Source organism: Desulfovibrio intestinivivus (assembly GCF_053570665.1).
In genome coordinates, this window is sequence record NZ_JBRBQT010000001.1 from 1,942,834 (window position 1) to 1,963,874 (window position 21,041).

General features: G+C 57.7%; 21 protein-coding genes. 11 read left to right on the forward strand and 10 right to left on the reverse strand.

Features of this window, described 5'->3' with window-relative positions:
* Positions 1-21: 21 nt before the first annotated feature.
* Positions 22-1,197, forward strand: a complete 1,176-nt coding sequence (locus ACUZ9P_RS08375; protein ID WP_449249368.1) for an aminotransferase class I/II-fold pyridoxal phosphate-dependent enzyme — start codon at positions 22-24, stop codon at positions 1,195-1,197.
* Between the two features lie 77 nt (positions 1,198-1,274).
* Here the strand turns inward: ACUZ9P_RS08375 and ACUZ9P_RS08380 are convergent, their stop codons facing one another.
* The 4 genes from ACUZ9P_RS08380 to ACUZ9P_RS08395 all read right to left on the reverse strand — a co-directional run bounded on the left by ACUZ9P_RS08380 (position 1,275) and on the right by ACUZ9P_RS08395 (position 4,488).
* Entirely contained in the window at positions 1,275-1,562 is a 288-nt protein-coding gene (locus tag ACUZ9P_RS08380; RefSeq protein WP_449249369.1) for an HMA2 domain-containing protein, read from the reverse strand.
* Positions 1,540-3,675, reverse strand: a complete 2,136-nt coding sequence (locus ACUZ9P_RS08385; protein ID WP_449249370.1) for a heavy metal translocating P-type ATPase — start codon at positions 3,673-3,675, stop codon at positions 1,540-1,542. The genes ACUZ9P_RS08380 and ACUZ9P_RS08385 overlap by 23 nt, the downstream gene beginning before the upstream one ends.
* Positions 3,676-3,826: 151 nt before the next feature.
* Entirely contained in the window at positions 3,827-4,081 is a 255-nt protein-coding gene (locus tag ACUZ9P_RS08390) for a hypothetical protein (protein WP_298996472.1), read from the reverse strand.
* A 158-nt stretch (positions 4,082-4,239) separates the two neighbouring features.
* On the reverse strand, positions 4,240-4,488 hold the full coding sequence (locus tag ACUZ9P_RS08395) for a FeoA family protein (RefSeq protein WP_022658134.1): 249 nt from the start codon (positions 4,486-4,488) through the stop codon (positions 4,240-4,242).
* Between the two features lie 205 nt (positions 4,489-4,693).
* On the opposite strand from ACUZ9P_RS08395, the gene ACUZ9P_RS08400 reads away from it, so the two are divergent.
* Positions 4,694-5,227, forward strand: a complete 534-nt coding sequence (locus ACUZ9P_RS08400) for a hypothetical protein (protein ID WP_449249371.1) — start codon at positions 4,694-4,696, stop codon at positions 5,225-5,227.
* Complete coding sequence (locus tag ACUZ9P_RS08405) at positions 5,227-5,568, forward strand: hypothetical protein (protein WP_449249372.1); 342 nt, start codon at positions 5,227-5,229, stop codon at positions 5,566-5,568. The genes ACUZ9P_RS08400 and ACUZ9P_RS08405 overlap by 1 nt, the downstream gene beginning before the upstream one ends.
* A 384-nt stretch (positions 5,569-5,952) precedes the next feature.
* On the opposite strand, the gene acs is transcribed toward ACUZ9P_RS08405, so the two are convergent.
* The 4 genes from acs to ACUZ9P_RS08425 all read right to left on the reverse strand — a co-directional run bounded on the left by acs (position 5,953) and on the right by ACUZ9P_RS08425 (position 10,116).
* Complete coding sequence (gene acs / locus ACUZ9P_RS08410; RefSeq protein WP_449249373.1) at positions 5,953-7,998, reverse strand: acetate--CoA ligase; 2,046 nt, start codon at positions 7,996-7,998, stop codon at positions 5,953-5,955.
* A 553-nt stretch (positions 7,999-8,551) separates the two neighbouring features.
* Positions 8,552-9,322 carry a Maf family nucleotide pyrophosphatase gene (locus tag ACUZ9P_RS08415; RefSeq protein WP_449249374.1) on the reverse strand — a complete coding sequence of 257 codons (771 nt, stop codon included), beginning with the start codon at positions 9,320-9,322 and terminating at the stop codon, positions 8,552-8,554.
* Between the two features lie 12 nt (positions 9,323-9,334).
* Positions 9,335-9,895, reverse strand: coding sequence for a phosphodiesterase (yfcE, locus tag ACUZ9P_RS08420; protein WP_449249375.1), 561 nt, complete (start codon positions 9,893-9,895; stop codon positions 9,335-9,337).
* Positions 9,895-10,116, reverse strand: coding sequence for a Trm112 family protein (locus ACUZ9P_RS08425; RefSeq protein WP_022658140.1), 222 nt, complete (start codon positions 10,114-10,116; stop codon positions 9,895-9,897). The genes yfcE and ACUZ9P_RS08425 overlap by 1 nt, the downstream gene beginning before the upstream one ends.
* Before the next feature lie 113 nt (positions 10,117-10,229).
* Here ACUZ9P_RS08425 and ACUZ9P_RS08430 point away from each other — a divergent pair, with 113 nt between their 5' ends.
* The 3 genes from ACUZ9P_RS08430 to ACUZ9P_RS08440 all read left to right on the forward strand — a co-directional run bounded on the left by ACUZ9P_RS08430 (position 10,230) and on the right by ACUZ9P_RS08440 (position 13,067).
* Positions 10,230-11,090, forward strand: a complete 861-nt coding sequence (locus ACUZ9P_RS08430; RefSeq protein ID WP_298996490.1) for a PHP domain-containing protein — start codon at positions 10,230-10,232, stop codon at positions 11,088-11,090.
* 101 nt (positions 11,091-11,191) lie between these two features.
* Positions 11,192-12,601, forward strand: a complete 1,410-nt coding sequence (locus tag ACUZ9P_RS08435) for a GNAT family N-acetyltransferase (protein ID WP_449249376.1) — start codon at positions 11,192-11,194, stop codon at positions 12,599-12,601.
* Between the two features lie 142 nt (positions 12,602-12,743).
* A complete protein-coding gene (locus ACUZ9P_RS08440; RefSeq protein ID WP_022658143.1) occupies positions 12,744-13,067 on the forward strand; it encodes a DMT family transporter in 324 nt (107 codons plus the stop codon).
* Positions 13,068-13,205: 138 nt separating this feature from the next.
* On the opposite strand, the gene secA is transcribed toward ACUZ9P_RS08440, so the two are convergent.
* On the reverse strand, positions 13,206-15,785 hold the full coding sequence (gene secA, locus ACUZ9P_RS08445; protein ID WP_449249377.1) for a preprotein translocase subunit SecA: 2,580 nt from the start codon (positions 15,783-15,785) through the stop codon (positions 13,206-13,208).
* Positions 15,786-16,161: 376 nt separating this feature from the next.
* Entirely contained in the window at positions 16,162-17,526 is a 1,365-nt protein-coding gene (locus tag ACUZ9P_RS08450) for a tetratricopeptide repeat protein (RefSeq protein WP_449249378.1), read from the reverse strand.
* 768 nt (positions 17,527-18,294) lie between these two features.
* Here ACUZ9P_RS08450 and rpsJ point away from each other — a divergent pair.
* From rpsJ to rplB, 5 genes are read left to right on the forward strand one after another with little or no spacing between them, the layout of a single operon-like run.
* Positions 18,295-18,612 carry a 30S ribosomal protein S10 gene (gene rpsJ / locus ACUZ9P_RS08455; protein ID WP_022658146.1) on the forward strand — a complete coding sequence of 106 codons (318 nt, stop codon included), beginning with the start codon at positions 18,295-18,297 and terminating at the stop codon, positions 18,610-18,612.
* Between the two features lie 12 nt (positions 18,613-18,624).
* Positions 18,625-19,254, forward strand: a complete 630-nt coding sequence (rplC, locus tag ACUZ9P_RS08460; RefSeq protein ID WP_022658147.1) for a 50S ribosomal protein L3 — start codon at positions 18,625-18,627, stop codon at positions 19,252-19,254.
* An 11-nt stretch (positions 19,255-19,265) separates the two neighbouring features.
* The gene (rplD, locus tag ACUZ9P_RS08465; protein WP_298996501.1) at positions 19,266-19,898 is read left to right on the forward strand and encodes a 50S ribosomal protein L4; all 633 of its coding nucleotides are present in this window, start codon (positions 19,266-19,268) and stop codon (positions 19,896-19,898) included.
* 1 nt (position 19,899) lies between these two features.
* Positions 19,900-20,190 (forward strand): 50S ribosomal protein L23, encoded by a 291-nt coding sequence (gene rplW, locus ACUZ9P_RS08470; protein ID WP_022658149.1) that lies wholly within the window; start codon positions 19,900-19,902, stop codon positions 20,188-20,190.
* A gap of 2 nt (positions 20,191-20,192) precedes the next feature.
* Positions 20,193-21,041 carry a 50S ribosomal protein L2 gene (rplB, locus tag ACUZ9P_RS08475; protein WP_298996503.1) on the forward strand — a complete coding sequence of 283 codons (849 nt, stop codon included), beginning with the start codon at positions 20,193-20,195 and terminating at the stop codon, positions 21,039-21,041.

Consider the following 21,041-nt stretch of genomic DNA (forward strand, 5'->3'; position numbering starts at 1 on the left):
GGCCGGATTTGGGTGCAGACCATGCGTATTCCAGCATTTGAGCTTGAAGTATTTTTTGGCAAATACGAATTTTCCACGCCGTATCTTCTGGCGCAGTCAGACTGTGAGGCCATGAGTATTGATGCCCTGCTGGGATTGGAGCCGGATGCGGCCTCAGCCCGGCAGGATTTTTTGAACACCAGCCTTGGCTATGGCGAAAACAACGGCAGGCCCGATCTTCGCCGCGCGGTGGCAGGGCTGTACGCTGGTATGCGAGAAGAAAACGTGGTGCTGTTTACCGGCGCGCAGGAGGGCATTTTTGCCTGCATGAACGCCCTGCTTGAGCCGGGCGACCATGTGGTGTGCATGTTCCCCGCCTATCAGTCCTTGTATGAGGTGGCCCGGAGCACGGGTTGCCATGTGGACTTCTGGCATCTGCGGCAGACGGAGCAGGGCTGGCAGGGAGATATGGATGAACTGGCCGCACTGCTGCGGCCCGACACCAAGGCCATTGTGCTCAATGCGCCGAACAATCCCACGGGCTTTACCCTGAACCGGGAACAGACCGACAGGTTGTGCGAGCTGGCCCGTCAGCGTGGAGCCTGGATTTTCTGCGATGAAGTTTACCGAGGATTGGGCTGGAACGCGCCAAGCGTTGGTGCAGAGGGCGCTCCCGGGTCGCAGCAGGCAGGCGACAACGCACCCTGGATTGCAGATGTGTACGAAAAGGGTATTTCACTCGGTGTGCTCAGCAAGGCCTATGGTCTGCCGGGCTTGCGCGTTGGCTGGCTGGCCTGCCGGGACACAGCACTGATGGAAGGTGTTGCGCGCTACAAAAACTATCTGAGCATTTGCGGGGCAACGCCTTCAGAAGCGCTGGCCCTTGTGGCTCTGCGGCATGGGGAGCATCTGCTGGCAAAAAACCGGGGCATTATCAGCGAGAACCTCAAGACGGCAGACGTTTTTTTTGCCCGCCATGCCCACATGTTTACCTACAACCGCCCTCAGGCTGGCCCCATTGGCTTTCCTCGCATACGGCTCAGCGAGCCTGTGGCGGATTTTTGCGAAAGGCTGGCTCATGAAGCCGGGGTTTTGCTGTTGCCGGGTTCCGTCTACGGCATCAAGGAACCGTATTTCCGCATAGGCTATGGCCGTAAAAGTTTTGCGGCCCACCTCGCCCGGTTTGAAGAATGGCTGGTGAAAAAGGGCCTTGCATAAAAATGACTTAAAATGTTTGGGGCTTGCCCCGTCATATGCAACAAACCCCGCAAGGCTTTGCCCTGCGGGGTTTGTTTTCAGAATTGCGGAACAGTGCTGTCTTTGCCTGCGTTGACGGCATCAAGATACCGCGCCCAGGCTTCGCCAATGGCAAAAAGCTTTTCGCGGGGGATTGCCGCGCTGTCATACGTAATCAGTATGGAGCCGCTGACACTGTTGCCTTCCACGGCATGCACACCGCTGATGGCGCTCATTTTCTCGCGGGCCAGCCGCAGTACGCTTTCATGCCGCAGGGCGGGATGGCGTATGCGCACCCTGCCGTCCACAAAACTGCGCACATACCTAAGCAGATGGATGGCGTTCATAATAGAACTCCTCGCCGGGCAGACTTTTCGGCAGGTGGGGGCGCATGGCGTTAAGGGCAACGCCAAGGGTGGTCAGGTTATGCAGCAGGGCGGAAACGCCCGGCCCAAGCACCATGAACAGGCCTCCCATCAGGAACAGGCTGTTGAGGGTCATTGTGGCCACAAAGTTGCCGTGGATGCGGCGCAGGGTATGATTACCCAACAGGCGGGCGCTGACCAGCCCCTCAAGGCTGGGATGGGTCAGCAGCACGTTGGCAACTTCGCGGGCCAGGTCCGTGCCATCGCTCATGGCAACGCCCACATGCGCCGCTGACAGGGCAGGGGCATCGTTGATGCCGTCGCCCACCATGAGCACCTTGCAGCCTTCTGCTGCCAATTCCTGCACAATGCGGGCTTTGTCCGTGGGCAGCACCTGAGCGCGAAATTCCGTAATGCCCACCTGTGCAGCCACGGCCCTGGCCGTGCGCTCGTCATCGCCTGTCAGCATGAGCACCCGGCGCATGCCAAGGCCGCGCATGGCTTCAACCACTTGTGCCGCTTCGGGCCGCAGGGGGTCTTCAATGGACACCAGGCCAGCAGCCCGCCCATCCTCGCTCATGAACAGCAGGGAACGGCCAAGCTCGGTCTGCTGGCCGATAGCTTCCGCAAGGGGCGAAAGATCAACGCCTTCATCGTGCTCAATGTAGTGGCGGCTGCCCACCCGCATTTTTTTGCCGTGCAGCGTGGAGGCAACGCCGTGCGCCACCACGTATTCCACATGGGCGTGTTCCTCTGCGTGTTGCAGGTCTTCTTCCTCTGCCTTGCGCACAACGGCGCGGGCCACAGGGTGGGGAAAATGTTCTTCAAGGCAGGCCATGATGCGCAGCACTTCGTCACGCTCAAAGCCAGGGGCCGGGATGACCTCCACAACCTTGGGGCTGGCCTGGGTGAGGGTGCCAGTTTTGTCAAAGACCAGCGTATCGGCTTCGCTCAGGGCCTCAAGATAGCGGCCGCCCTTGATGGCAATGCCGTGGCGCGCGCCTTCGCGCATGGAGGCCAGCACCGCCAGTGGCGTGGCAAGCTTAAGGGCGCACGAGTAGTCCACCAGCAGCACTGAAGATGCACGGCGGAAATCACGGGTGATCAGCCACACAAGCCCGGCAAGGCCAAAGGTAAAGGGTACGGCCAGATCAGCCAGACGTTCAAACTTGCCCTGCACGCCCGCCTTGAGCGATTCAGACTCTTCAATAAATTTTACAACCTGACGCAGGCGTGTGCCATCGCCCACATGGCGGGCGCGAATCACAAGCCGTCCTTCTTCAAGGGCTGTGCCAGCGTATACAGAAGCCCCTTCTGTGCGGCGCACGCCAAGGGGTTCGCCTGTCATGGACGACTGGTTCACAAGGCCGCAGCCTTCCTCAACCTCGCCGTCAACAGGGATGGAGCCGCCAGCATGCACAACCACAAGGTCGCCCTCGCGCACCTGCGCCAGAGGAACGGAAACTTCAGTGCCGTCCACCAGCAGCCAGACGTTTTCCACGTTCAGGGCAAGGCTTTCGGTCAGCGAAGCCATGGAGCGGCGTCGTGTCCAGTCTTCAAGGGTCTCGCCCAGTCCCAGCAGCAGGGTAAGCATGCTGACCGTGCGGAAGTCGCCCATGATGAGCGATGCGCCAATGGCGGCAGCGTCCAGAACGTCAACGCTCAAGGTGCCGCGCAAAAGCGCGCCCAGACCTTTGAACAAAAAGGGCAGCGCGCCCATGACGCTGTTGAATACGCGCAGGGCCAGCGGCAAAAAGGGGCGTACGAATACATAGCGCACCAAGGGCATAAGGCCCTGACTGGGCGAAAGCGCGTTTTCGTAATGTTGCCCCTGGATATCAAACTGACCGCCTGCATCGGCCGCGCCTACCAGCAAGGTAAGGGCGGTAACGCGGGTTTCTTCGTTGTCATAAAAAATCAGCAGGCTGCCGATCAGGGCATTGGCGTGCACTTCGGTGATGCCTTCGAGCGATTCCAGGGCGCCGGCCAGGGCCTCGATACGGCCTTCGCCGAGGCAACTTGATGCGCGCACGCGCATTCTGCCGGATTCAGGCGTTGTGATGCCACGCAATTCATGAACAATAAAAAAACGCATGCGCGCTCCTTGAAGCGAGGCGGCCTGGGCCGCACTGTCCTGAACGATCCCCTGCATATACGGGAGGATGGAGAGTTTGCGTGCCGCCCGGATGCTCGGGCGGCACTGGCAGCTTCAGCGCCGAAAAAAGGCGCTGCAAACAACTGCGTGATTAGGCCTCGGTGGCGTCCTTGGATGTCTTGCGCTTTTCAGCCGCAAGGCGGGCCTCTGCGGTGAGGTCTTCCACATCTTCCTTGATGGCTTCAACCTTGCTCAGCAGGGCGTCTTTCACGTCCATGCCGCGGCTCAAAAGGTCAGTGGCCAGGGGCTTGAAATCCAGCTTGCCCTTGCTTACGGCCACCGCGCCGAGCACACCCAGGGCAACGCCGCCCAAAAACCACAATCCGCACTTCATGCCTTCGTTCATTTTCCTTCTCCTTGCTCTTGTGTGTCCAGATTCGGTCAGCGATTCCAGCATGCGGCAGATGGCCGAATCGAGATAATAGTCCAGCTTCCGTCCGGTCGCTCACTTGCGACCGGACGGTAAAACTGGCAGATTTTCAGGGTATGATGCTTAGATAAAAGCTAGCTGGAAGCGCCGGAAAGGTCAACTTTGATAAAGTCGGCTTCGCTGTTGCGCAAGGAGATGGTTACGCCTGAAAGGCGCAAGGCGACAGGATCCTTAAGGGGGGCGCGGCCTACGATGGAAACCGTGGTGCCGGGGATAAGACCCATATCACGAATGCGGCGGTTCATTTCGCCAAGGGCTTCAACGGCTGCAATCTTTCCCTGCTGTCCTACTTGCATCTGACGCAGATTGACAATCTGGCTCATGCGTGCACTCTCTATGTTTGATGCTGGTGGCAAATTTGTTCAATGGCTTTTAACCGTTCTGGATGAACAGGACGGGGTGTGCCCCCCCCCTGCTGCAATCCACAAAACAACCTTGCCTTCATTACGGTTCTGTGTCAAGAGAAAAGAAAGTCGTTTTCAAATTTGATGACAGATCAGGGCTTTAGTCCTGCAACAAGGAGGGGCCATGTTTCCTCAATATGTAGCGCATAGTATGGAAGGGCGGGCGCGTCTGCGCCATCCGGCTCTGGGCGAGGTTGCCGTGCGCAGCTCCGTGCAGGCAGCGCTTGGTAAAGAGCAGGATGTGCTTGAAGTACGGCCCGGTGCTGCCTCCATGCTTCTGCTTTTGAAGCCCGGCGTGGACCTTGCCAGCCTGTGCCAGCGGCTGGAACTGAGCGTACCGATCCTGGCCCGCTCGCAGGCTGAGGTCGCAGCCGAGCTGCGCGCTACGGCACGCGCCCAGCGGTGTGAGCAGTGGCGTAGCAAGGGCGGCGACAAAAGTGCATCTGCAACCAAGGGTTTTTCTTTAGGCAACAGGGGTGACAAGAGAAATATCCTGGGCATTTCGCAGCGAAAACTCGAAGTTCGGGCCATGCTGGGCGTGGCAGGGGTGTGCCTGGCTTCCGGCCTGTCCGGGCCCAAGCCGCTGCATCTGCTGGCGGGCCTTGCCTGGGCGTTGATGGCCAGCCGCCACGTGTGGGTTCGGCGCAAGGCTGTTTAATGAAAGCTTCCGTTGAACGTGTGCGCGCCGCCTGCGCGCGCTGCGCCGCATTTGCAGGCAAGTGGCTGCTGACGATCTTTGTGGCTGTGGCCGCTTTTGCCCTTGCGGCGCAGGCTCTGGCTCTGGTGCTGGCGGCTCTTGCCCTCTTGCTGATTGCCTTGTGCCTTGCCTCCATGTGCATGCCAGAGGAAAGCCGGGCTGTGTGGGCGTGGATGCGTGACACGCTGGGGCGCTGGAGCGCTGTGGCTGGAACAGATAAGACGGATGAGGCGCAATCGCCCGCTGAACCTGTGCCCGCTGAACCAGTGCAGGGTGAACCTTCGCAGAATGAATCGGTGTAGGCGGCAGGTACTGCCCCGCATGACCCGCAGAGAGGCGACTCCCGGCGGGAAGAATCATCAAAGTAGCCAGCACCTCTCAGAGAAATCTGTAAATTCGTAGTCAGCCTTGAGCCACGCCGCAGTGCCCTGGTCTGACTGGCGATTGGCGGCACTCTGGCTGACGCGGAACGTCCTCCTTTTGCGGGCCCGCGTTCAGAGCACACCTCAATAACCAGCGTGATCCTGCGGTCAGGCTCATTTTACCAATCTGGCTTTACTGTATCTCAGACAGCAGCACACCCCCGCGATGGCACAATCTGCGGGGGTGTGCTGTTTTGCCGGGACGTTGAGGGTGCGCCCCGGTTAGAGTGCAAAGCCGCTCCGGGCAGCCCTGCACCTGAAGTATCAGACCTGCGCGGTCTCGGCAGCGCCTTCGGCGGCGCTTTCCGTTTCGTGTCGGCCTGCAACAAGGTTGCGGTGTCCTTCAATTATTTTGCCGATGACTTCCGGTTCTGCCAGCGAAGTGGTGTCGCCGATGTCTTCGTAGCTGTCGCCAGCGATCTTGCGCAACATACGGCGGATGATCTTGCCCGAGGTGGTCTTGGGCATGGCGTCCACAAACTGGATGAATTCCGGGCTGGCAAGCGCGCCGATGTCGCGGCGCACGGCATCGCGCAGTTTTACGCGCAGTTGCGCGCTCCACGGCACTTCATCCCGCGTAACCACGTAGGCGTAGATGCCTTCGCCCTTGAGGGCGTGGGGCATGGGCACAACGGCGGCTTCGCCCACTTCGGGGCAGGCAGCCAGCACGGCTTCGATTTCTGCCGTGGAGAGCCGGTGCCCCGACACGTTGATGGAGTCGTCCACGCGACCCAGAATCCAGAAGTAGCCGTCCTGATCAACTTCTGCCGCATCGCCTGAAGAATAGCAGCCGAAGCGTGAGAAGTAGGACTGGTACTTTTCCTCATCATTATACACGCCCTGCATCATGCCGGGCCAGGGGCGGCGGATGACCAGATGCCCGGCCTTGCTGCCTGCTTCGGCTTCGTCCCCGTCACGCGAGGCTGTGCCGATAACCGCAGCGTCAATGCCGGGCAGGGGCTTGGAGGCCGACCCGGGCTTGAGCTTGGTGGCATAGGGCATGGGAGCGATCATGGCGCCGCCGGTTTCGGTCTGCCACCATGTGTCCACGATGGGCAGCTCGCCGCCGCCGATGTTCTTGTGGTACCACTGCCATGCCTCGGGGTTGATGGGCTCGCCCACGCTGCCGAGAATGCGCAGGCTGCGCAGGTCGTAGCGCTCTGTCCACGCCTCGTTCATGCGCATGAGCGAGCGGATGACCGTGGGCGCGGTATAGAAGATGTTGACCCGGAAGTTCTCTACAATGCGCCAGTAGCGGTCAGGGTATGGCCATGTGGGCACGCCTTCAAACATCAGCGTGGTGGCCCCAAGCGAAAGCGGCCCGTACACGCCATAGGTGTGGCCTGTGATCCAGCCTGCATCTGCCGTGCACCAGTACACATCATCGTCGCGCATGTCGAAGCACCACTGCGTGGAGTGCGCCGCATATGTGAGGTAGCCGCCCGTGGAATGCATGACGCCCGTGGGCTTGCCCGTGCTGCCGCTTGTGTGCAGCAGAAAGAGCGTATCGTTGGCGTCCATGGGTTCGCAGGGGAAGTCCGGGTTAAGGGTAAAGTCATCAATCAGGTCATGCCACCACACATCGCGGTTGCGCTGCATGTTCACGCCGTCAATACCGGCATGCTTGACCACAACCACGTGCGCCACCGAGGGGCACTTTTCAAGGATGGGGTCAAGATTGGCCTTGAGGGGCTTGAACTTGCCGCCGCGCACCGCCGCGTCCGCCGTGATGACAACGCGAGCTTTGCAACCCTGAATACGGCTGCGAACGCCGCCCTCCGCATAGCCGGAAAAGATGGCCGTGTGGATGGCGCCAATGCGGGCGCAGGCAAGCATGGCGATAAAAAGTTCCGGAATCATGGGCATGTACAAAGCCACATGATCGCCCTTGCGGATGCGCAGCGAACTCAAAGCATGTGCAACGCGGCACACTTCAGTATAAAGCATCTGGTAGGTGTAGCAGCGAACGTCTGTTTCTTTTTCGCCCTGCCAGATAAGCGCGGCCTTATTGCGCCGCCCAGAGATGAGGTGCCTGTCGATACAGTTAAAGGAGGCATTAAGTTTGCCGCCTGTAAACCACTTGTATTTATGGTTTACCTCATCTGCTTCCAGCACTTTGTCCCAGCGTTTGAACCAATGGATCAACTGCGATGCTCGCGCACCCCAAAAGTCGTTGGGGTCTTCCAGTGCGCGGCTGCAGAGAGCGTCATATTCTTCTGGCCCACATACCCATGCAGAAGTTTTGCCGTGCTCAGGTGGAAGATAGCTGCGGTTCTCATTTAACAGCGTTGTGATCCTTTCCTGGGACATGATTAAATCCTCCCTCCTGTGTGTTGCATAGAATTTCTAGAGGTGAAATGATTCCATGGTACAGCACTAAAAATATTTTAGAGAGGCGTCAAGAGCCCGGAATTGATTGATCTTTCAGTCATGCCTGTGCATATTTTCACAAAATGGCATAAAAGGCAACCTAGGATACCAAGCTGTGCGGATTGGAACGCCATACCAATTGAAGAAATAATTCACAATTGCCGACAAACTTTTTTTTATTTTTTTCAGAGCCATTGGGGAAAGGGCAAAAAGTGCGCTCCGCCATTCAAAACGAATAGGCTGGGGCAAAGGGAACGATCCCCCGAAGTTTGCGGTGACTAGGTCCGCAGTGGAAAATGCGGGATGCGACCACAAGCGTGACTTCGCGGCAGCGACTCACCCGGCAGCGCGGGGCAGGCGCCACAACATTATGGGCGCAAGGTTCCCCGGATTCGTTTGGGGCAAGGGGCTGGTTGTGAGGCAGTTCTGGTAGGGAAGACAACCATGACACAGCCCATGGGGCAGCTGTGTCATGGTGGAAAGGGCGTATCTGTCAGGCGCAGGGCAGCATGAGGCCCCTGTCCAGCATGACCTGGGCAAGCTGGGTGACGGGCAGGCCCACTACCGTGCTCCAGGAGCCGTCAACGCGCTCAACCAGCACCGCTCCTTGCCCCTGAATGGCATAAGCGCCTGCTTTGTCGTGCGGCTCTCCGGTATCCAGATAGGCTTGCAGCAAAGGCTGCGGCCAGTGGTGGAAGAAAACACGGCTGGTGTCGCTGAATGACAGCATGCGAAACGAATCGACACAGTATTCGTCCACATTGGGGCAAGTATTGGTGCTGGCAGGCCCTTCTGCTTGTGCAGGGCTAAAGGCTGCATCGGCAGGCAGCAGCAGGCACACGGCGCTGATAACTTCATGCCCGCGACCGTTGAGGCGCTCCAGCATGCGCAAGGCATGAGCCGGGTTTTCCGGCTTGCCAAGAATATCGCCGTCCACAGCCACTACGGTATCTGCGGCCAGAATCACGGGTTGTAATTCATGGTTGGCTGCTCCTTGCTGGCGAACGGCATGCCCTGATGCCAAGGCCTTGGCAGTAGCAGCGCGCCGAGTATACGCCTCCGGGGATTCGCCCTGTTCCGGGCGTGGTTCATCAGCACTGGTGAGGGCCAGACGGAAGGGGATTCCCCATTCGTTTAAAAACTGCCGCCTGCGGGGCGAGGCAGAGGCCAGGAGCAGTTCAAGGCCTGAGGCCATGCGGAACAGCGGGCGCAAAAATGAGGACGAATAGGCGGCAGCCGGGCACGGGGCAATATTGTAGGACATGGTAAAGCCTGATTAGCGCGGTGCGGGAGCGTGACGCAATATTTCGCCGCCCTGCATGTCCAGCACGCAAAAGACGCCGTTTTCTATAAGGCCGTAGGTGCGGGGCGAGCCGCTCTTGGGCAGGGAAAGGGAACCGGGGTTCCAGAAGTGCAGGCCATCAATGGTTTCGCCGCGCGGCACATGGGTATGCCCGCGCAAGAGAACCGTTCCGGGCTTGATGCCGGGGCAGGGCGGGCGCTCGGGCAGGTGGTGCCCGTGGCTGGCAAAAATACTCAGGCCGTCTGCTTCAATCCAGGTGGACTCTGCGACTGCAAAGGGCAAAAGGCACAGATCAACCTCTGCATCGCAGTTGCCGCGCACTGCCATCACCGGGCAGGGCAAGGCCGAAAGATCGGGCATGGTTTGCAGCACGGAGCGGGTGTCATAGCCCTGCGGCAGGGGATTGCGCGGGCCGTGGTAAACCAGATCGCCCAGCAGCACCAGTGCGTCAGGGGTAAGCTCTCTCGCTTTTTCCAGCAAAAAAAGCAGACTTTCAACAGACCCGTGCAGGTCGGAGGCAACAAGCATGCGCATCAGGCGCATTCCTTGGCAGCAGGGTGTTCCCTGTTCCAGTCTTCAAGAGGAATAGCTTCTTCCACAAGCATGATGGGAATATTGTCGCGCACCGGATAGACCACGCCGCAGGCCTTGCAGGCAAAGGCGGCGACTGAACCGTTGTCTTCCAGCGCCACAAGGTTGCCCAGGCATTTGGGGCAAGCCAGAATTTGCAGTAACTCGCGGGTTTCCATAGGCATAAAGAATCCTTCTGTTAATCGTGAGGGGGTATTCTATCTCCAAGCGTCTTCCAGTTCAAGACTTGCCCCATATTGTCATTTTGCGGTATAATAATTATCCCATGAAAGATAGTATGAAATTCATTGATCTGCACACGCATTCCTCCGCTTCTGACGGTACGGATACACCTGCCCAGCTTGTGGGCAAGGCACATGCAGCAGGCCTTGCCGCAGTGGCAATCACTGACCACGACACCCTGTCTGGCCTTGATGAGGGGCAGCAGACCGGGCGCGAGCTCGGTATTGAGGTTGTGCGCGGTTGCGAAATTTCGACAGGCACGGAACTGGGCGAACTGCACATTCTTGGCCTGTGGCTACCGGAAAATCCCCAGCCTTTGCTGGAAAAACTACGCTGGCTGCGCGAAATGCGCGCAGAGCGCAATGTGGGCATAGTAAAAAAGTTGCAGGATCTCGGCTACGACATCAGCATGGAAGAAGTGCTGGCGGCGGCCAAGGGCGAGAGCGTGGGGCGACCACACATCGCTGCTGTGATGCTGCACAAGGGCTTTGCCAAGGATCCCCGGCAGGTTTTCAAAGAATTTTTGGGCAGCCGGGGCAAGGCGTATCTGCCCAAAACCGTGCTGGAACCTGATGAAAGCGTTCGGTTGCTGGCCTCCATGGGGGCAACGGTATGCCTGGCGCATCCGCTGCTCTGGAAGGCCCCCGCAGGATGGCTGGACTCCATGGTGGCCCGCCTCAAGGAATACGGGCTCAGCGCCATTGAGGCCTATCACAGCGAACACTCCGAAGCCGATGTGCGCACCTGCCTGGCCCTGGCCAAGCGTTTTGACCTTGGCGTTTCCGGCGGATCGGACTATCACGGATCAAACAAGCCCACTATCCGTCTGGGCCAGGGCTACGGGGGCTTGCGCGTCAGCTCGGCTGTACTTGAAGGCTTGAAAGAACGCCGGGACGCTGCCGGCCTCCATATCTGACCGTCCCCCCATCGCCCGCTTGCGGCGGCCAAGTCAAACCGCTTGCGCAATCGGGTCACCCGATGTACAGCGGTTTTCCACACTTATCTGGAAGGCATTGCATGCGTATTCTTCATAAACAGCAACATCTTCCCCCTCTTGAGGGGCCACGGCTTGAGCCGCATCCTTTTCATGGCGCAGGGGTGCCCCCTGACGAACACGATGGTGCGCCGCTTGTTCCTGTTGCCCGACCCGAGCGCGGGTCAGCCGCGCAGGGCACTGCCGCCCCCCACAGAGAAGCCCCTTCGGGCAAGGACATAGGCACAGAAGCCTTTGAACTGCGCCAGCTTGGCGAAGAGGATTTTGAGGAGTTTGAGGCCCTGCTGCGCTACGCCTTTCAGGTAAGCACATCTGAAATGGCCCGTATCGGCTGGTCCGACATGGAGATGAAGCAGTCCAAGATGCCCATATTTGAGGCATCCCACGTCATGGGCTGGTTCTACAAGGGGCATCTTGCCTCGCAGATCGTTAACTACCCGATGGAAGTGAACATCCAGGGCGAAATTTGCAAAATGGGCGGCATCACCGGCGTCGCTACCTATCCCGAATATACGGGGCGTGGGCTGATCCATTCGCTCATTGGCAAAAGCCTTGAATATATGCGCTCACAGCAGCAGATTGTTTCCTACCTCTGCCCCTATTCCATCCCCCTGTACCGCAAGCACGGCTGGGAAATTGTTTCGGACAAGATGACCTTTGCCATCAAGGACACCCAGTTGCCCAAGCGCCACCCCGTGGACGGGCAGATCGAGCGCGTGGACATCGAGTGCGAAGACCTGCACCGCGTTTACAAGTATTTTGCGCTTCAGGAACACGGCGCGCTCATTCGCGGCAAGCTGGAGTGGGAGGAGTACTGGCGCTGGGATTCGGACGACGTCATGGCGGCAGTGTACTACAGCGCCGACGGCAAGCCCCTGGGCTATGTTATCTACTACATTGAGAACGAAGTTTTCAGTATCAAGGAAATGGTCTACCTGAACCAGGAGGCCAAGTACGGCATCTGGAACTACATCAGCGCCCATTTTTCCATGATAACCAAGGTGGAAGGCGCCAATTACACTGGCGAGCCCATTGCCTTTCAGTTTGAAGACAGTGAAATTGACGAGAGCATTCAGCCCTACGCCATGGCGCGCATTGTGGATGTGCAGCGCTTTATCGAACTGTACTCCTTCCAGTTTGAAGACCCCAAGCTGACTCTTGAACTTGAAGTGAGCGATGTCATGGCCCCGTGGAACAACGGCATCTTCCATGTGAGCTGGCGTGACGGGCGTACTTTTTGCGAAAAGGTAAACACCTGGAGCACAGGGCATCGCCTTTCGCTGGATATAAAAACGCTCACAACGATGCTGATGGGCTACAAGCGCCCCACCTATCTGTACAACAATGACCGCATCGACATGGACTATCATCTGCTGAAAACGCTGGAGACACTGATCCCGCCGGACAAGCCGTATTTTTCGGATTATTTCTGATTTTCGGGAGCAGGGGCTCGCAGGTTGACACATCTATGGACAGATGGCAGTTGTACGCCGTTCCGTGGATGCATTGTTCTGTTCTTTTGGGTTTCCGCAGGCCGTGCCTTTTTATCCGAGCCCACGCAAAGGAGTATTGGATATGGCATGGTTTGCATTGAGTTTGGCCGTGGTGACCGAGATTTTGTGGGCGCTCAGCCTCAAGTGGGCTTCTTCGCTGGGCAACTGGCAGGCCGCGGCAGTGCCCATTGTGTTGAGCTTTGTGAATATGGGTCTGCTGGCACTGGCCATGCGTGGGCTCCCGGCGGGGATGACCTATGCCCTCTGGACAGGGGCAGGCACTGTGGGCGTGGTTCTGGGCGGGGCGCTTTTTTTCGGCGACAAGGTTTCGCTGCCCCAGCTGTTTTTCATCGCCCTTATCATCATCGGCAGCGTAGGGACAAAGTTTTTTTCATCCCAGGCATAGGACTTTTTGCCTGTCGCGCCGCATGATCGGCGCGCTGAAGCATTGTTGCTGCGTACGTACAGAGCATGGAACATAAAAAGGCGGGGTTGTCCCCGCCTTTTGTGTCTCTTGGTATAGCGATCTAATGCAATTACTTGGCTATTTATCCTGCCCGCAGCATTTTTTGTACTTTTTGCCGCTGCCGCAGGGGCAAAGGTCATTGCGGCCAATACGCGGCGCGGCTTTGGCGGGCTTCTTGGGGGCTTCCGAAATGCTGCCGCCGCTGGAGTAAGAAAGCTGCGAATTGCTTTCCTTATGGCGGTATTCCCGCGACACAGGGGAATGCTGCGGCTCTTCGACCGGCACTTCCACTTCCTGCTGTTCGGGTTCGGCGGGGATAGGCTCAATCTGTACACGGATGCGCGTAAGGGCCCGGAACACGCTTTCGCGAATCTGGAACAGCATGGCCTGGAACATTTCAAAGCCTTCGCGCTTGTATTCCAGCTTGGGATCGCGCTGGCCGTAGCCGCGCAGGCCTATGCCGTCGCGCAGGGCGTCCATGTTGCGCAAATGTTCTTTCCAGCAGCGGTCAAGCTCTTCCAGCAGAAAGTAACGCAGAATATCGGCATAGGTGGGGCCGGTTTCCGCCTTGAGCTTGTCAAGAATACCCTGGGCCATAACTTCGGTTTCTTCGCGTTCGGGCAGGCGTGCGCCTTCATCAAGCACTCTGTCGAGGTTGAAGACATCGCGCAGCCGCGCCAGAGCCGCGGCGCGGGCATCGTCCTGACTGTCCACAGGCAGGGATGCCAGCGGGCTGTACACGTCATCCAGCACATCGCTCATGAATTCCTGCAAAACGGGCTCAAGGTCTTCCTCAACCATGAGTTCGCGGCGCAGGGTGTAGATAACTTCGCGCTGCTGGTTCATGACGTTGTCATAATCAAGCAGTGTTTTGCGTATTTCAAAGTGGTGGGCTTCCACACGCTTTTGAGCGCCTTCCACCGCGCGGGTAACCATGGCGTTTTCAATGGCTTCGCCATCGCGCAGGCCAAGTTTTTCCATGAGGCCCTTGATACGGTCAGAGCCAAAGAGGCGCATGAGGTCGTCTTCCAGCGAAAGGTAGAAGCGCGAAGAGCCAGGATCGCCCTGACGGCCCGAGCGGCCACGCAGCTGGTTGTCGATGCGGCGGCTTTCGTGCCGTTCTGTGCCAAGAATGTGCAGGCCGCCCAGATCCACAACGCCTTCGCCCAGCATGATGTCCGTACCACGGCCAGCCATGTTGGTGGCAATGGTGACGCGGCCTCTCTGGCCTGCCAGCGCCACAATCTCGGCTTCTTTCTCGTGCTGCTTGGCATTGAGCACGCTGTGCGGAATGCCGAGCTTGCTCAGCCGGTGCGAAAGCATTTCGGACGTTTCAATGGAAATGGTGCCCACAAGCACGGGCTGCTCTTTTTTGTGCAGTTCGGCAATGGCTTCAACAATGGCGTCAAATTTTTCCTGCCGCGAACGGTAGATGAGGTCAGGATAATCCTTGCGAACCATAGGTCTGTTGGGCGGAATGGAGATAACCTCAAGGCTGTAGATCTGATGGAATTCCACAGCTTCGGTATCCGCAGTACCGGTCATGCCCGAAAGTTTGTCATACAGGCGGAAGTAGTTCTGGAAGGTGATGGAGGCAAGCGTCTGGTTTTCAGCAGCGATGGTGACGTGTTCCTTGGCTTCCAGCGCCTGATGCAGGCCATCTGAATAGCGGCGGCCAGCCATAAGGCGGCCAGTGAATTCGTCAACAATAATTACCTGGTCTTCCTGAACAATATAATCCACATCGCGCTTGAAAATCTGATGCGCCTTGAGCGACTGCATCACATGGTGTTGGGCCGTGATATTGGCGGGGTCAAAAAGGTTGTCCAGCTTGAGCAGTTCCTCGCACCGGGCCACGCCATCATCGGTGAGCATGGCGGTGCGGGCTTTTTCGTCCACCGTGTAGTGTTCGGCGGTGAGCTGACGGACAATGTCGTCCACCGTGCGGTACATGCCCACCGACTCATCGGAAGCGCCGGAAATGATGAGCGGCGTTCTGGCTTCATCGATGAGGATGGAGTCCACTTCGTCCACAATGGCAAAATTGTGCCCGCGCTGCACCAGCTGGTTGGCGTAGAATTTCATGTTGTCGCGCAGGTAGTCGAAGCCGAATTCATTGTTGGTGCCGTAGGTGATATCCTTGGCGTATTCGGCCTTGCGTTCTTCGTCATCAAGGCCATGCACGATAACGCCCGTAGTCAGGCCCAGAAATTCGTATAGCTGGCCCATCCAGGCCGAGTCGCGTTTGGCAAGGTAATCATTGACCGTGACCACGTGCACGCCCTTGCCAGACAGGGCGTTGAGCACCACGGGCAGGGTGGCCACCAAGGTTTTGCCTTCGCCGGTCTTCATTTCGGCAATTTTGCCCTTGTGCAGAACCATGCCGCCGACGAGCTGCACGTCATAGTGACGCATGCCCAGTATGCGGCTTGAGGCTTCGCGCACCAGAGCAAAAACTTCGGGCAGCAGAGCGTCGAGAGTCCTTGTGCCGTCCTGCACTTCCTGACGGTATTGCGCAATGCGTACAGGAAAGTCGGCATCGGCCAGCTGCTGCATTTCAGGCTCGAACGCGTTTATGCGCTGTACCATGGGGTGGAGCTTGCGCAAGTAGCGGTCGTTGGTGCTGCCGAAGATTTTTTTGAAAAGAAAACCAAACATGAAGTCTCCTTACTAGAGCATTTTCACTTTGAAATGCTCGCTTACCGCCTAAGCATCTCTGCTGTCTTCGCTCGTAACGGGAAAAGCAATTCGCGGTGCGGATTTTTCAATATCCACGTGGTGCAAACAAATATTTTCGATCTGATCTGTCTGGCACCATGTCCGGTCGCTTATGCTGCGCAAACACCTGTTTCGGGTGCGCTGCGGAACGTACTGAATGCGCGGTGCCTGATCCCAAGTGGACAATGCACGGCATCCCTCAAAAATAAGACATAACATTGAGGTTGGCAATGCAACGCGGCAAAAATATTATCGGGCAGGAGGCTGCAGAGCGGTGCCAGTGCGCCCATGAGAGCACAGCAGCCACCTTGCTGAATCATTTTTTTGCGCGCTCCAACCCTTGCAGCGCAAGTTTCATATTGGGCTTGAGGGTAAGCGCCGTCTGAAAAAACTGCACAGCCCGGACACGGTCGCCCGACTGTAGAAAAACAGCACCAAAGTTGCAGGCAATGGAGGCGTTGTTCTTGACCATTTCCGGCTCCAGATCCAGAGCCTTCACGAGGTTTGCCTTGGCCTGGATAAAATCCGCGCCTTCGGCAAAGGCCATGCCTACATTATAATAGAGCGTGGAGTCGTCAGGGGCGACCTTGATGGCGCGTTTGTACTCACTGATGGCGTCCTGCCAGCGGCCCTGCCTGCGCAGGCTGATGCCAAGCTGGTTGAACAGGGCCAGATCTTCCCGCCCAAGGCGTTTGCCCTTGGCCTCAAGACTGCTGCGCAGAAATTTTTCTGCCTTTTCGGGATCACGTTCGCCATAAATACTGGCAATTCGACTTGAGAGGGCGCTGAGGCCGTCGGCAGCTTCTCTGTTCATCTGCACCACTGCTTTTTCAAAAAAGGCCTCGGCCTTTTCCACATCGCCGTTGGCCAGATGGGCCTCACCCAGGCTGACCTTGCGGTTCACGTTAAGAGGCGAGATCGAGTCCAGTTTTTCGAGATAGCGCACCTGCTGTGTCACATCGCCAATTTCCGCGTACATTTCAGCAAGGCGCTGAAGCGGGGCGAGGTAGAGATCGGCAGATTTTGCGGCTGATTCATAAGAGATACGTGCTTTGTCGTATTGCTGGGTGGCGCGGAAGATATCGCCCATAACCAGAAATGCCGCGGCGCTGCCAGGCTTGAGCTGCAAAACCTTCTGGCAGGCGGTCAGTGCCAGGTCGTATTTTTTTTGCGCCAACAGCTTTTTTGCCACGTCAATGACCTGCCCTAGCTTGCTTTGCGGCCTGAGGGTAAAAGCCATTTTTTCAATGAGAGTATTGGCAGAAACAGGCTTGGCGATAAAGTTGTCTGCCCCAACTTCGTGGAGCAGCATGAGGCGGTCGCGCTGCACATCGCTCGTGAGCACAATAATTTTAAGCGCTGTGAAGGCCTGCTTGATCTGGCTCACAAGAAAGCTCAGATCCTGCCCGCCGATACTGCGCTCCATAAAGATAAGGGGGGCAGGGTGTCGGGCCAGAATGTCGCGCAGCTCACGCAGCATCGTGCGGGGATCTGCAATGGCAGTAAAAATGCTCTGCGCGGTAAGCCCCATCTCTTTGGCCAGGGTTAGGCGCAATTGTGTGCAAAAAGCCTGGTCATCGCTCACAGCCAGGATATGTCCATTTTCATTTGTAATGTAATTTATGACAGTATCTTGGTATGAATTGAGTTTTGCCCTGTTAGCGGCATCAATCATGGACATGGGATCTCCTGAAAATATCGGAACCTAAGATGGCAATTTACTGCACTATAATGGAGGGTGTGCGACAAAAGAGCGTCATCTTGGCAAATTGCCGGAGGGGTGCGGCTCTTGTAGTTTTTGCGAGGCCAGGCGTCAAGAAGTAAGATTGGCGCGGCAAATAACCTGGATGACGTGATAAAAATTTTGCAAAAATGGCTTGACGTTCAAGGGGAACTTGGATAGAAAAAATCTCCACGCGATAAGAAGCAATTTTTATCGGCGTTCCCTGGACGGCAGGGAAGGATGGGTTGAGTCCATCCTGATGCACCCCAATGTGACCGCAATATGTGGTTGCAGAGGGTTTTGACATGTGCAGGCGTTACCGAATGCCGGACAATGTCGAGCCGTTCCAGCCCAAAGACGGATCCCACCGCAGCCCCCAGGCCGCGCGTGACCCGGGGCTGTAAGGTAGGGGGATAGCCCCCATTTGGTGACCCTGCGGGACCGCTTGGCCGCTCTTTCTATGGAGTGGCTTAGCCTGGGCGACGCTGGGGAGCATCACGCGGATGATGCAGGCGCGTTCAGGCGTCCAATCTTCCGAATTCTTCCTGAAATTTCAGGCGTGATGCGCGCATTAGCGCAACCCCTTACGTTGCTCCGTTTTCCGTTCCTTGCCAGGGTGAGGTCGGCCCTTCGGGCCATGCTTCATGGCCCGCGTATGCTGTGAAGGAGCCCGCGCTCGTAGCCCATAGGGCCGCGCGGGATGTTTTTGCAAACGGAGTAGGCACAATGACGACAGTTAGCAGCGATCGCATTCGGATCAAGCTCAAAGCCTACGATTACCGCATTCTGGATAAAGCCGTTGCGGAAATCGTGGATACGGCGCGCAATACCGGTGCCGGTGTGGCGGGACCAATTCCCCTGCCCACCAACATTCACAAGTACACCGTGCAGCGTTCCGTGCATGTGGACAAAAAGTCCCGTGAGCAGTTTGAAATGCGCATTCACAAGCGGCTCATGGATATCCTGGAACCCACGCAGCAGACCGTCGACGCGCTGGGCAAGCTTTCGTTGCCCGCCGGTGTGGACGTGGAAATCAAGCTCTAGCGAGAGGCAGTCATGGCTGAGAAAATGGGAATTTTGGGTCGCAAACTTGGTATGACCCGCATATTTGACGGCGCTGGCGCTGCCGTGCCTGTCACGGTGATTGAGGCCGGTCCGTGCCCCGTCACCCAGGTCAAAACTGCGGAGACGGACGGCTACAACGCCGTTCAGATCGCGCTGACCCCCGCTAAGGAAAAGCACAGCACCAAGGCTTTGCAGGGACACTTCGCCAAGGCTGGCAAGGGTCTTTTCCGCCATCTGCGCGAAATCCGCCTTGCGGGTGCGCCGGAACAGGAGCTGGGTCAGGAACTGACCGTTGAAATTTTCGCCGCAGGCGATACGGTCAAGGTGACCGGCACAAGCATGGGTAAAGGCTACCAGGGGCGCATGCGCCGCTGGAATTTCGCCGGCTCCAAAGATACCCACGGCTGCGAAAAGGTGCACCGCAACAATGGTTCCATTGGTAACAACACCTTTCCTGGCCACGTTTTTAAGGGTCGGAAAATGGCGGGCCATTGGGGCAATGAAACCGTTACGGAAATGGGCCTGACCATCGTTGATGTGCGTCCTGAGGACAACGTCATTCTGGTCAAAGGTTCCGTGCCCGGCCCCAAGAACGGGCTGGTGCTGATCCGCAAGCAGTAGAGGAAGCAGCAATGGCTACCGTGAAAGTATATGACCAGAACAAGCAGGAAAGCGGCGAAATCACGCTGGCTTCCGACGTGTTCGAAATCGAGGTGAGGCCCGAAATCCTCAACCTCGTGGCGCGCGCCCAAATGGCGGCTAAACGTGCCGGCACGCATATGGTAAAGACCCGTGCGCTGGTTTCCGGCGGCGGCGCTAAGCCCTGGAAACAGAAGGGAACGGGCCGTGCACGTTCCGGCTCCAACCGTTCGCCCATTTGGCGCGGTGGTGCCGTTATCTTCGGACCCAGCCCCCGCGATTACAGCTTCAAGGTTAACAGCAAGGTGCGCGCCCTGGCCATGAAGATGGCCCTGTCGAGCCGCCTGGCTGCTGCAACCCTGATGGTGGTCAAGGGTATTGAACTGCCCGAAGCCAAAACCAAGCATTTCGCCAAGGTTGCCGACACGCTGGGCCTTTCCAAGGCTCTCATCGTGGCGCCCGTAGAAGACAGCGCGCTGGTTCGTTCCGCTCGCAATATTCCGGGCCTCACCCTGACCACTGTCGATCGCCTTAGCGTGCTTGAAATCCTCAAGCACAAGCAGCTCGTTCTGCTTGAAGGCGCTATCGAACCTGTTCAGGCGCGTTTCGCAAAGAAGGGGGCGTAAGATGGAAACCACTTCTGTTCTGCTCAAGCCCCTGCTGACCGAAAAGACGACCTTGATCAAGGACGAAGCCCAGCAGGTGGCCTTTATGGTTCACACCCTGGCCAACAAGCTTGAAATCAAGCTGGCCGTGGAAAAGGCTTTTGATGTTAAAGTGGAAGCCGTCAACGTTGTACGCCGCGCCCCCATGAACAGGGAGCGCCAGGGTCGCGTTGTAGGCCGTAAGCCCGGCTGGAAGAAAGCGTATGTTACGCTGCGCCAGGGCGATAAAATTGAGTTCTTCGAGGGAGTGTAATCATGGCTGTCCGCAAGCTGAAACCGACCTCCGCGGGGCGTCGCTTCCAGACGGTTTCCGACTTTGAGGAAATCACCCGGACGCGCCCTGAGAAGTCGCTCACTGAAGGCCTCACCAAGAAGGCCGGTCGCAACAATCTGGGTCGAGTCACCAGCCGCCGTCGCGGTGGTGGTGTCAAGCGTCTGTACCGTATCATCGATTTCAAGCGCGACAAGGCTGGCGTTGAAGCCACTGTTGCGCACATTGAATACGATCCCAACCGTACCGCCCGTATCGCGCTGCTCCATTATTCGGACGGCGAAAAGCGCTACATCCTCGCTCCGGTTGGCTTGAAACAGGGTGACAAGATCATGTCCGGCATCAACGAGCGCAATGGCGTTGTGGCCGACATCAAGCCCGGCAATGCTTTGCAGATGGCCCGCATCCCTGTGGGTACCATTGTGCACAACATTGAGCTTTACCCCGGCAAAGGTGGCCAGATGTGCCGCGCCGCCGGTACCTATGCCCAGCTGGTCGCCAAGGAAAGCAACTACGCCCTGCTGCGTCTGCCCTCGGGCGAAGTGCGCAAGGTGCTTGCTACCTGCGTGGCTACTGTGGGTCAGGTGGGCAACGTGCATCACGAAACCATCTCTCTGGGCAAAGCTGGCCGCAACCGCTGGCTGGGTCGTCGTCCCAAGGTTCGCGGCGTTGCCATGAACCCGATCGACCACCCCCTGGGCGGTGGCGAAGGCAGAAGCTCTGGTGGCCGTCATCCTGTGTCGCCTTGGGGTATGCCTGCCAAGGGTTACAAGACCCGCGACAAGAAGAAGGCCTCTTCCCGGCTGATCATCAAACGCCGCGGCCAGAAGTAG

Excerpts from the sequence above, each read along its gene's own strand:
- ACUZ9P_RS08375 (WP_449249368.1), top strand. The coding sequence starts at position 22 with ATGCGTATTCCAGCATTTGAGCTTGAAGTATTTTTTGGCAAATACGAA.
- ACUZ9P_RS08380 (WP_449249369.1), bottom strand. The coding sequence starts at position 1,562 with ATGAACGCCATCCATCTGCTTAGGTATGTGCGCAGTTTTGTGGACGGC.
- ACUZ9P_RS08385 (WP_449249370.1), bottom strand. The coding sequence starts at position 3,675 with ATGCGTTTTTTTATTGTTCATGAATTGCGTGGCATCACAACGCCTGAA.
- ACUZ9P_RS08390 (WP_298996472.1), bottom strand. The coding sequence starts at position 4,081 with ATGAACGAAGGCATGAAGTGCGGATTGTGGTTTTTGGGCGGCGTTGCC.
- ACUZ9P_RS08395 (WP_022658134.1), bottom strand. The coding sequence starts at position 4,488 with ATGAGCCAGATTGTCAATCTGCGTCAGATGCAAGTAGGACAGCAGGGA.
- ACUZ9P_RS08400 (WP_449249371.1), top strand. The coding sequence starts at position 4,694 with ATGTTTCCTCAATATGTAGCGCATAGTATGGAAGGGCGGGCGCGTCTG.
- ACUZ9P_RS08405 (WP_449249372.1), top strand. The coding sequence starts at position 5,227 with ATGAAAGCTTCCGTTGAACGTGTGCGCGCCGCCTGCGCGCGCTGCGCC.
- acs (WP_449249373.1), bottom strand. The coding sequence starts at position 7,998 with ATGTCCCAGGAAAGGATCACAACGCTGTTAAATGAGAACCGCAGCTAT.
- ACUZ9P_RS08415 (WP_449249374.1), bottom strand. The coding sequence starts at position 9,322 with ATGTCCTACAATATTGCCCCGTGCCCGGCTGCCGCCTATTCGTCCTCA.
- yfcE (WP_449249375.1), bottom strand. The coding sequence starts at position 9,895 with ATGCGCATGCTTGTTGCCTCCGACCTGCACGGGTCTGTTGAAAGTCTG.
- ACUZ9P_RS08425 (WP_022658140.1), bottom strand. The coding sequence starts at position 10,116 with ATGCCTATGGAAACCCGCGAGTTACTGCAAATTCTGGCTTGCCCCAAA.
- ACUZ9P_RS08430 (WP_298996490.1), top strand. The coding sequence starts at position 10,230 with ATGAAATTCATTGATCTGCACACGCATTCCTCCGCTTCTGACGGTACG.
- ACUZ9P_RS08435 (WP_449249376.1), top strand. The coding sequence starts at position 11,192 with ATGCGTATTCTTCATAAACAGCAACATCTTCCCCCTCTTGAGGGGCCA.
- ACUZ9P_RS08440 (WP_022658143.1), top strand. The coding sequence starts at position 12,744 with ATGGCATGGTTTGCATTGAGTTTGGCCGTGGTGACCGAGATTTTGTGG.
- secA (WP_449249377.1), bottom strand. The coding sequence starts at position 15,785 with ATGTTTGGTTTTCTTTTCAAAAAAATCTTCGGCAGCACCAACGACCGC.
- ACUZ9P_RS08450 (WP_449249378.1), bottom strand. The coding sequence starts at position 17,526 with ATGTCCATGATTGATGCCGCTAACAGGGCAAAACTCAATTCATACCAA.
- rpsJ (WP_022658146.1), top strand. The coding sequence starts at position 18,295 with ATGACGACAGTTAGCAGCGATCGCATTCGGATCAAGCTCAAAGCCTAC.
- rplC (WP_022658147.1), top strand. The coding sequence starts at position 18,625 with ATGGCTGAGAAAATGGGAATTTTGGGTCGCAAACTTGGTATGACCCGC.
- rplD (WP_298996501.1), top strand. The coding sequence starts at position 19,266 with ATGGCTACCGTGAAAGTATATGACCAGAACAAGCAGGAAAGCGGCGAA.
- rplW (WP_022658149.1), top strand. The coding sequence starts at position 19,900 with ATGGAAACCACTTCTGTTCTGCTCAAGCCCCTGCTGACCGAAAAGACG.
- rplB (WP_298996503.1), top strand. The coding sequence starts at position 20,193 with ATGGCTGTCCGCAAGCTGAAACCGACCTCCGCGGGGCGTCGCTTCCAG.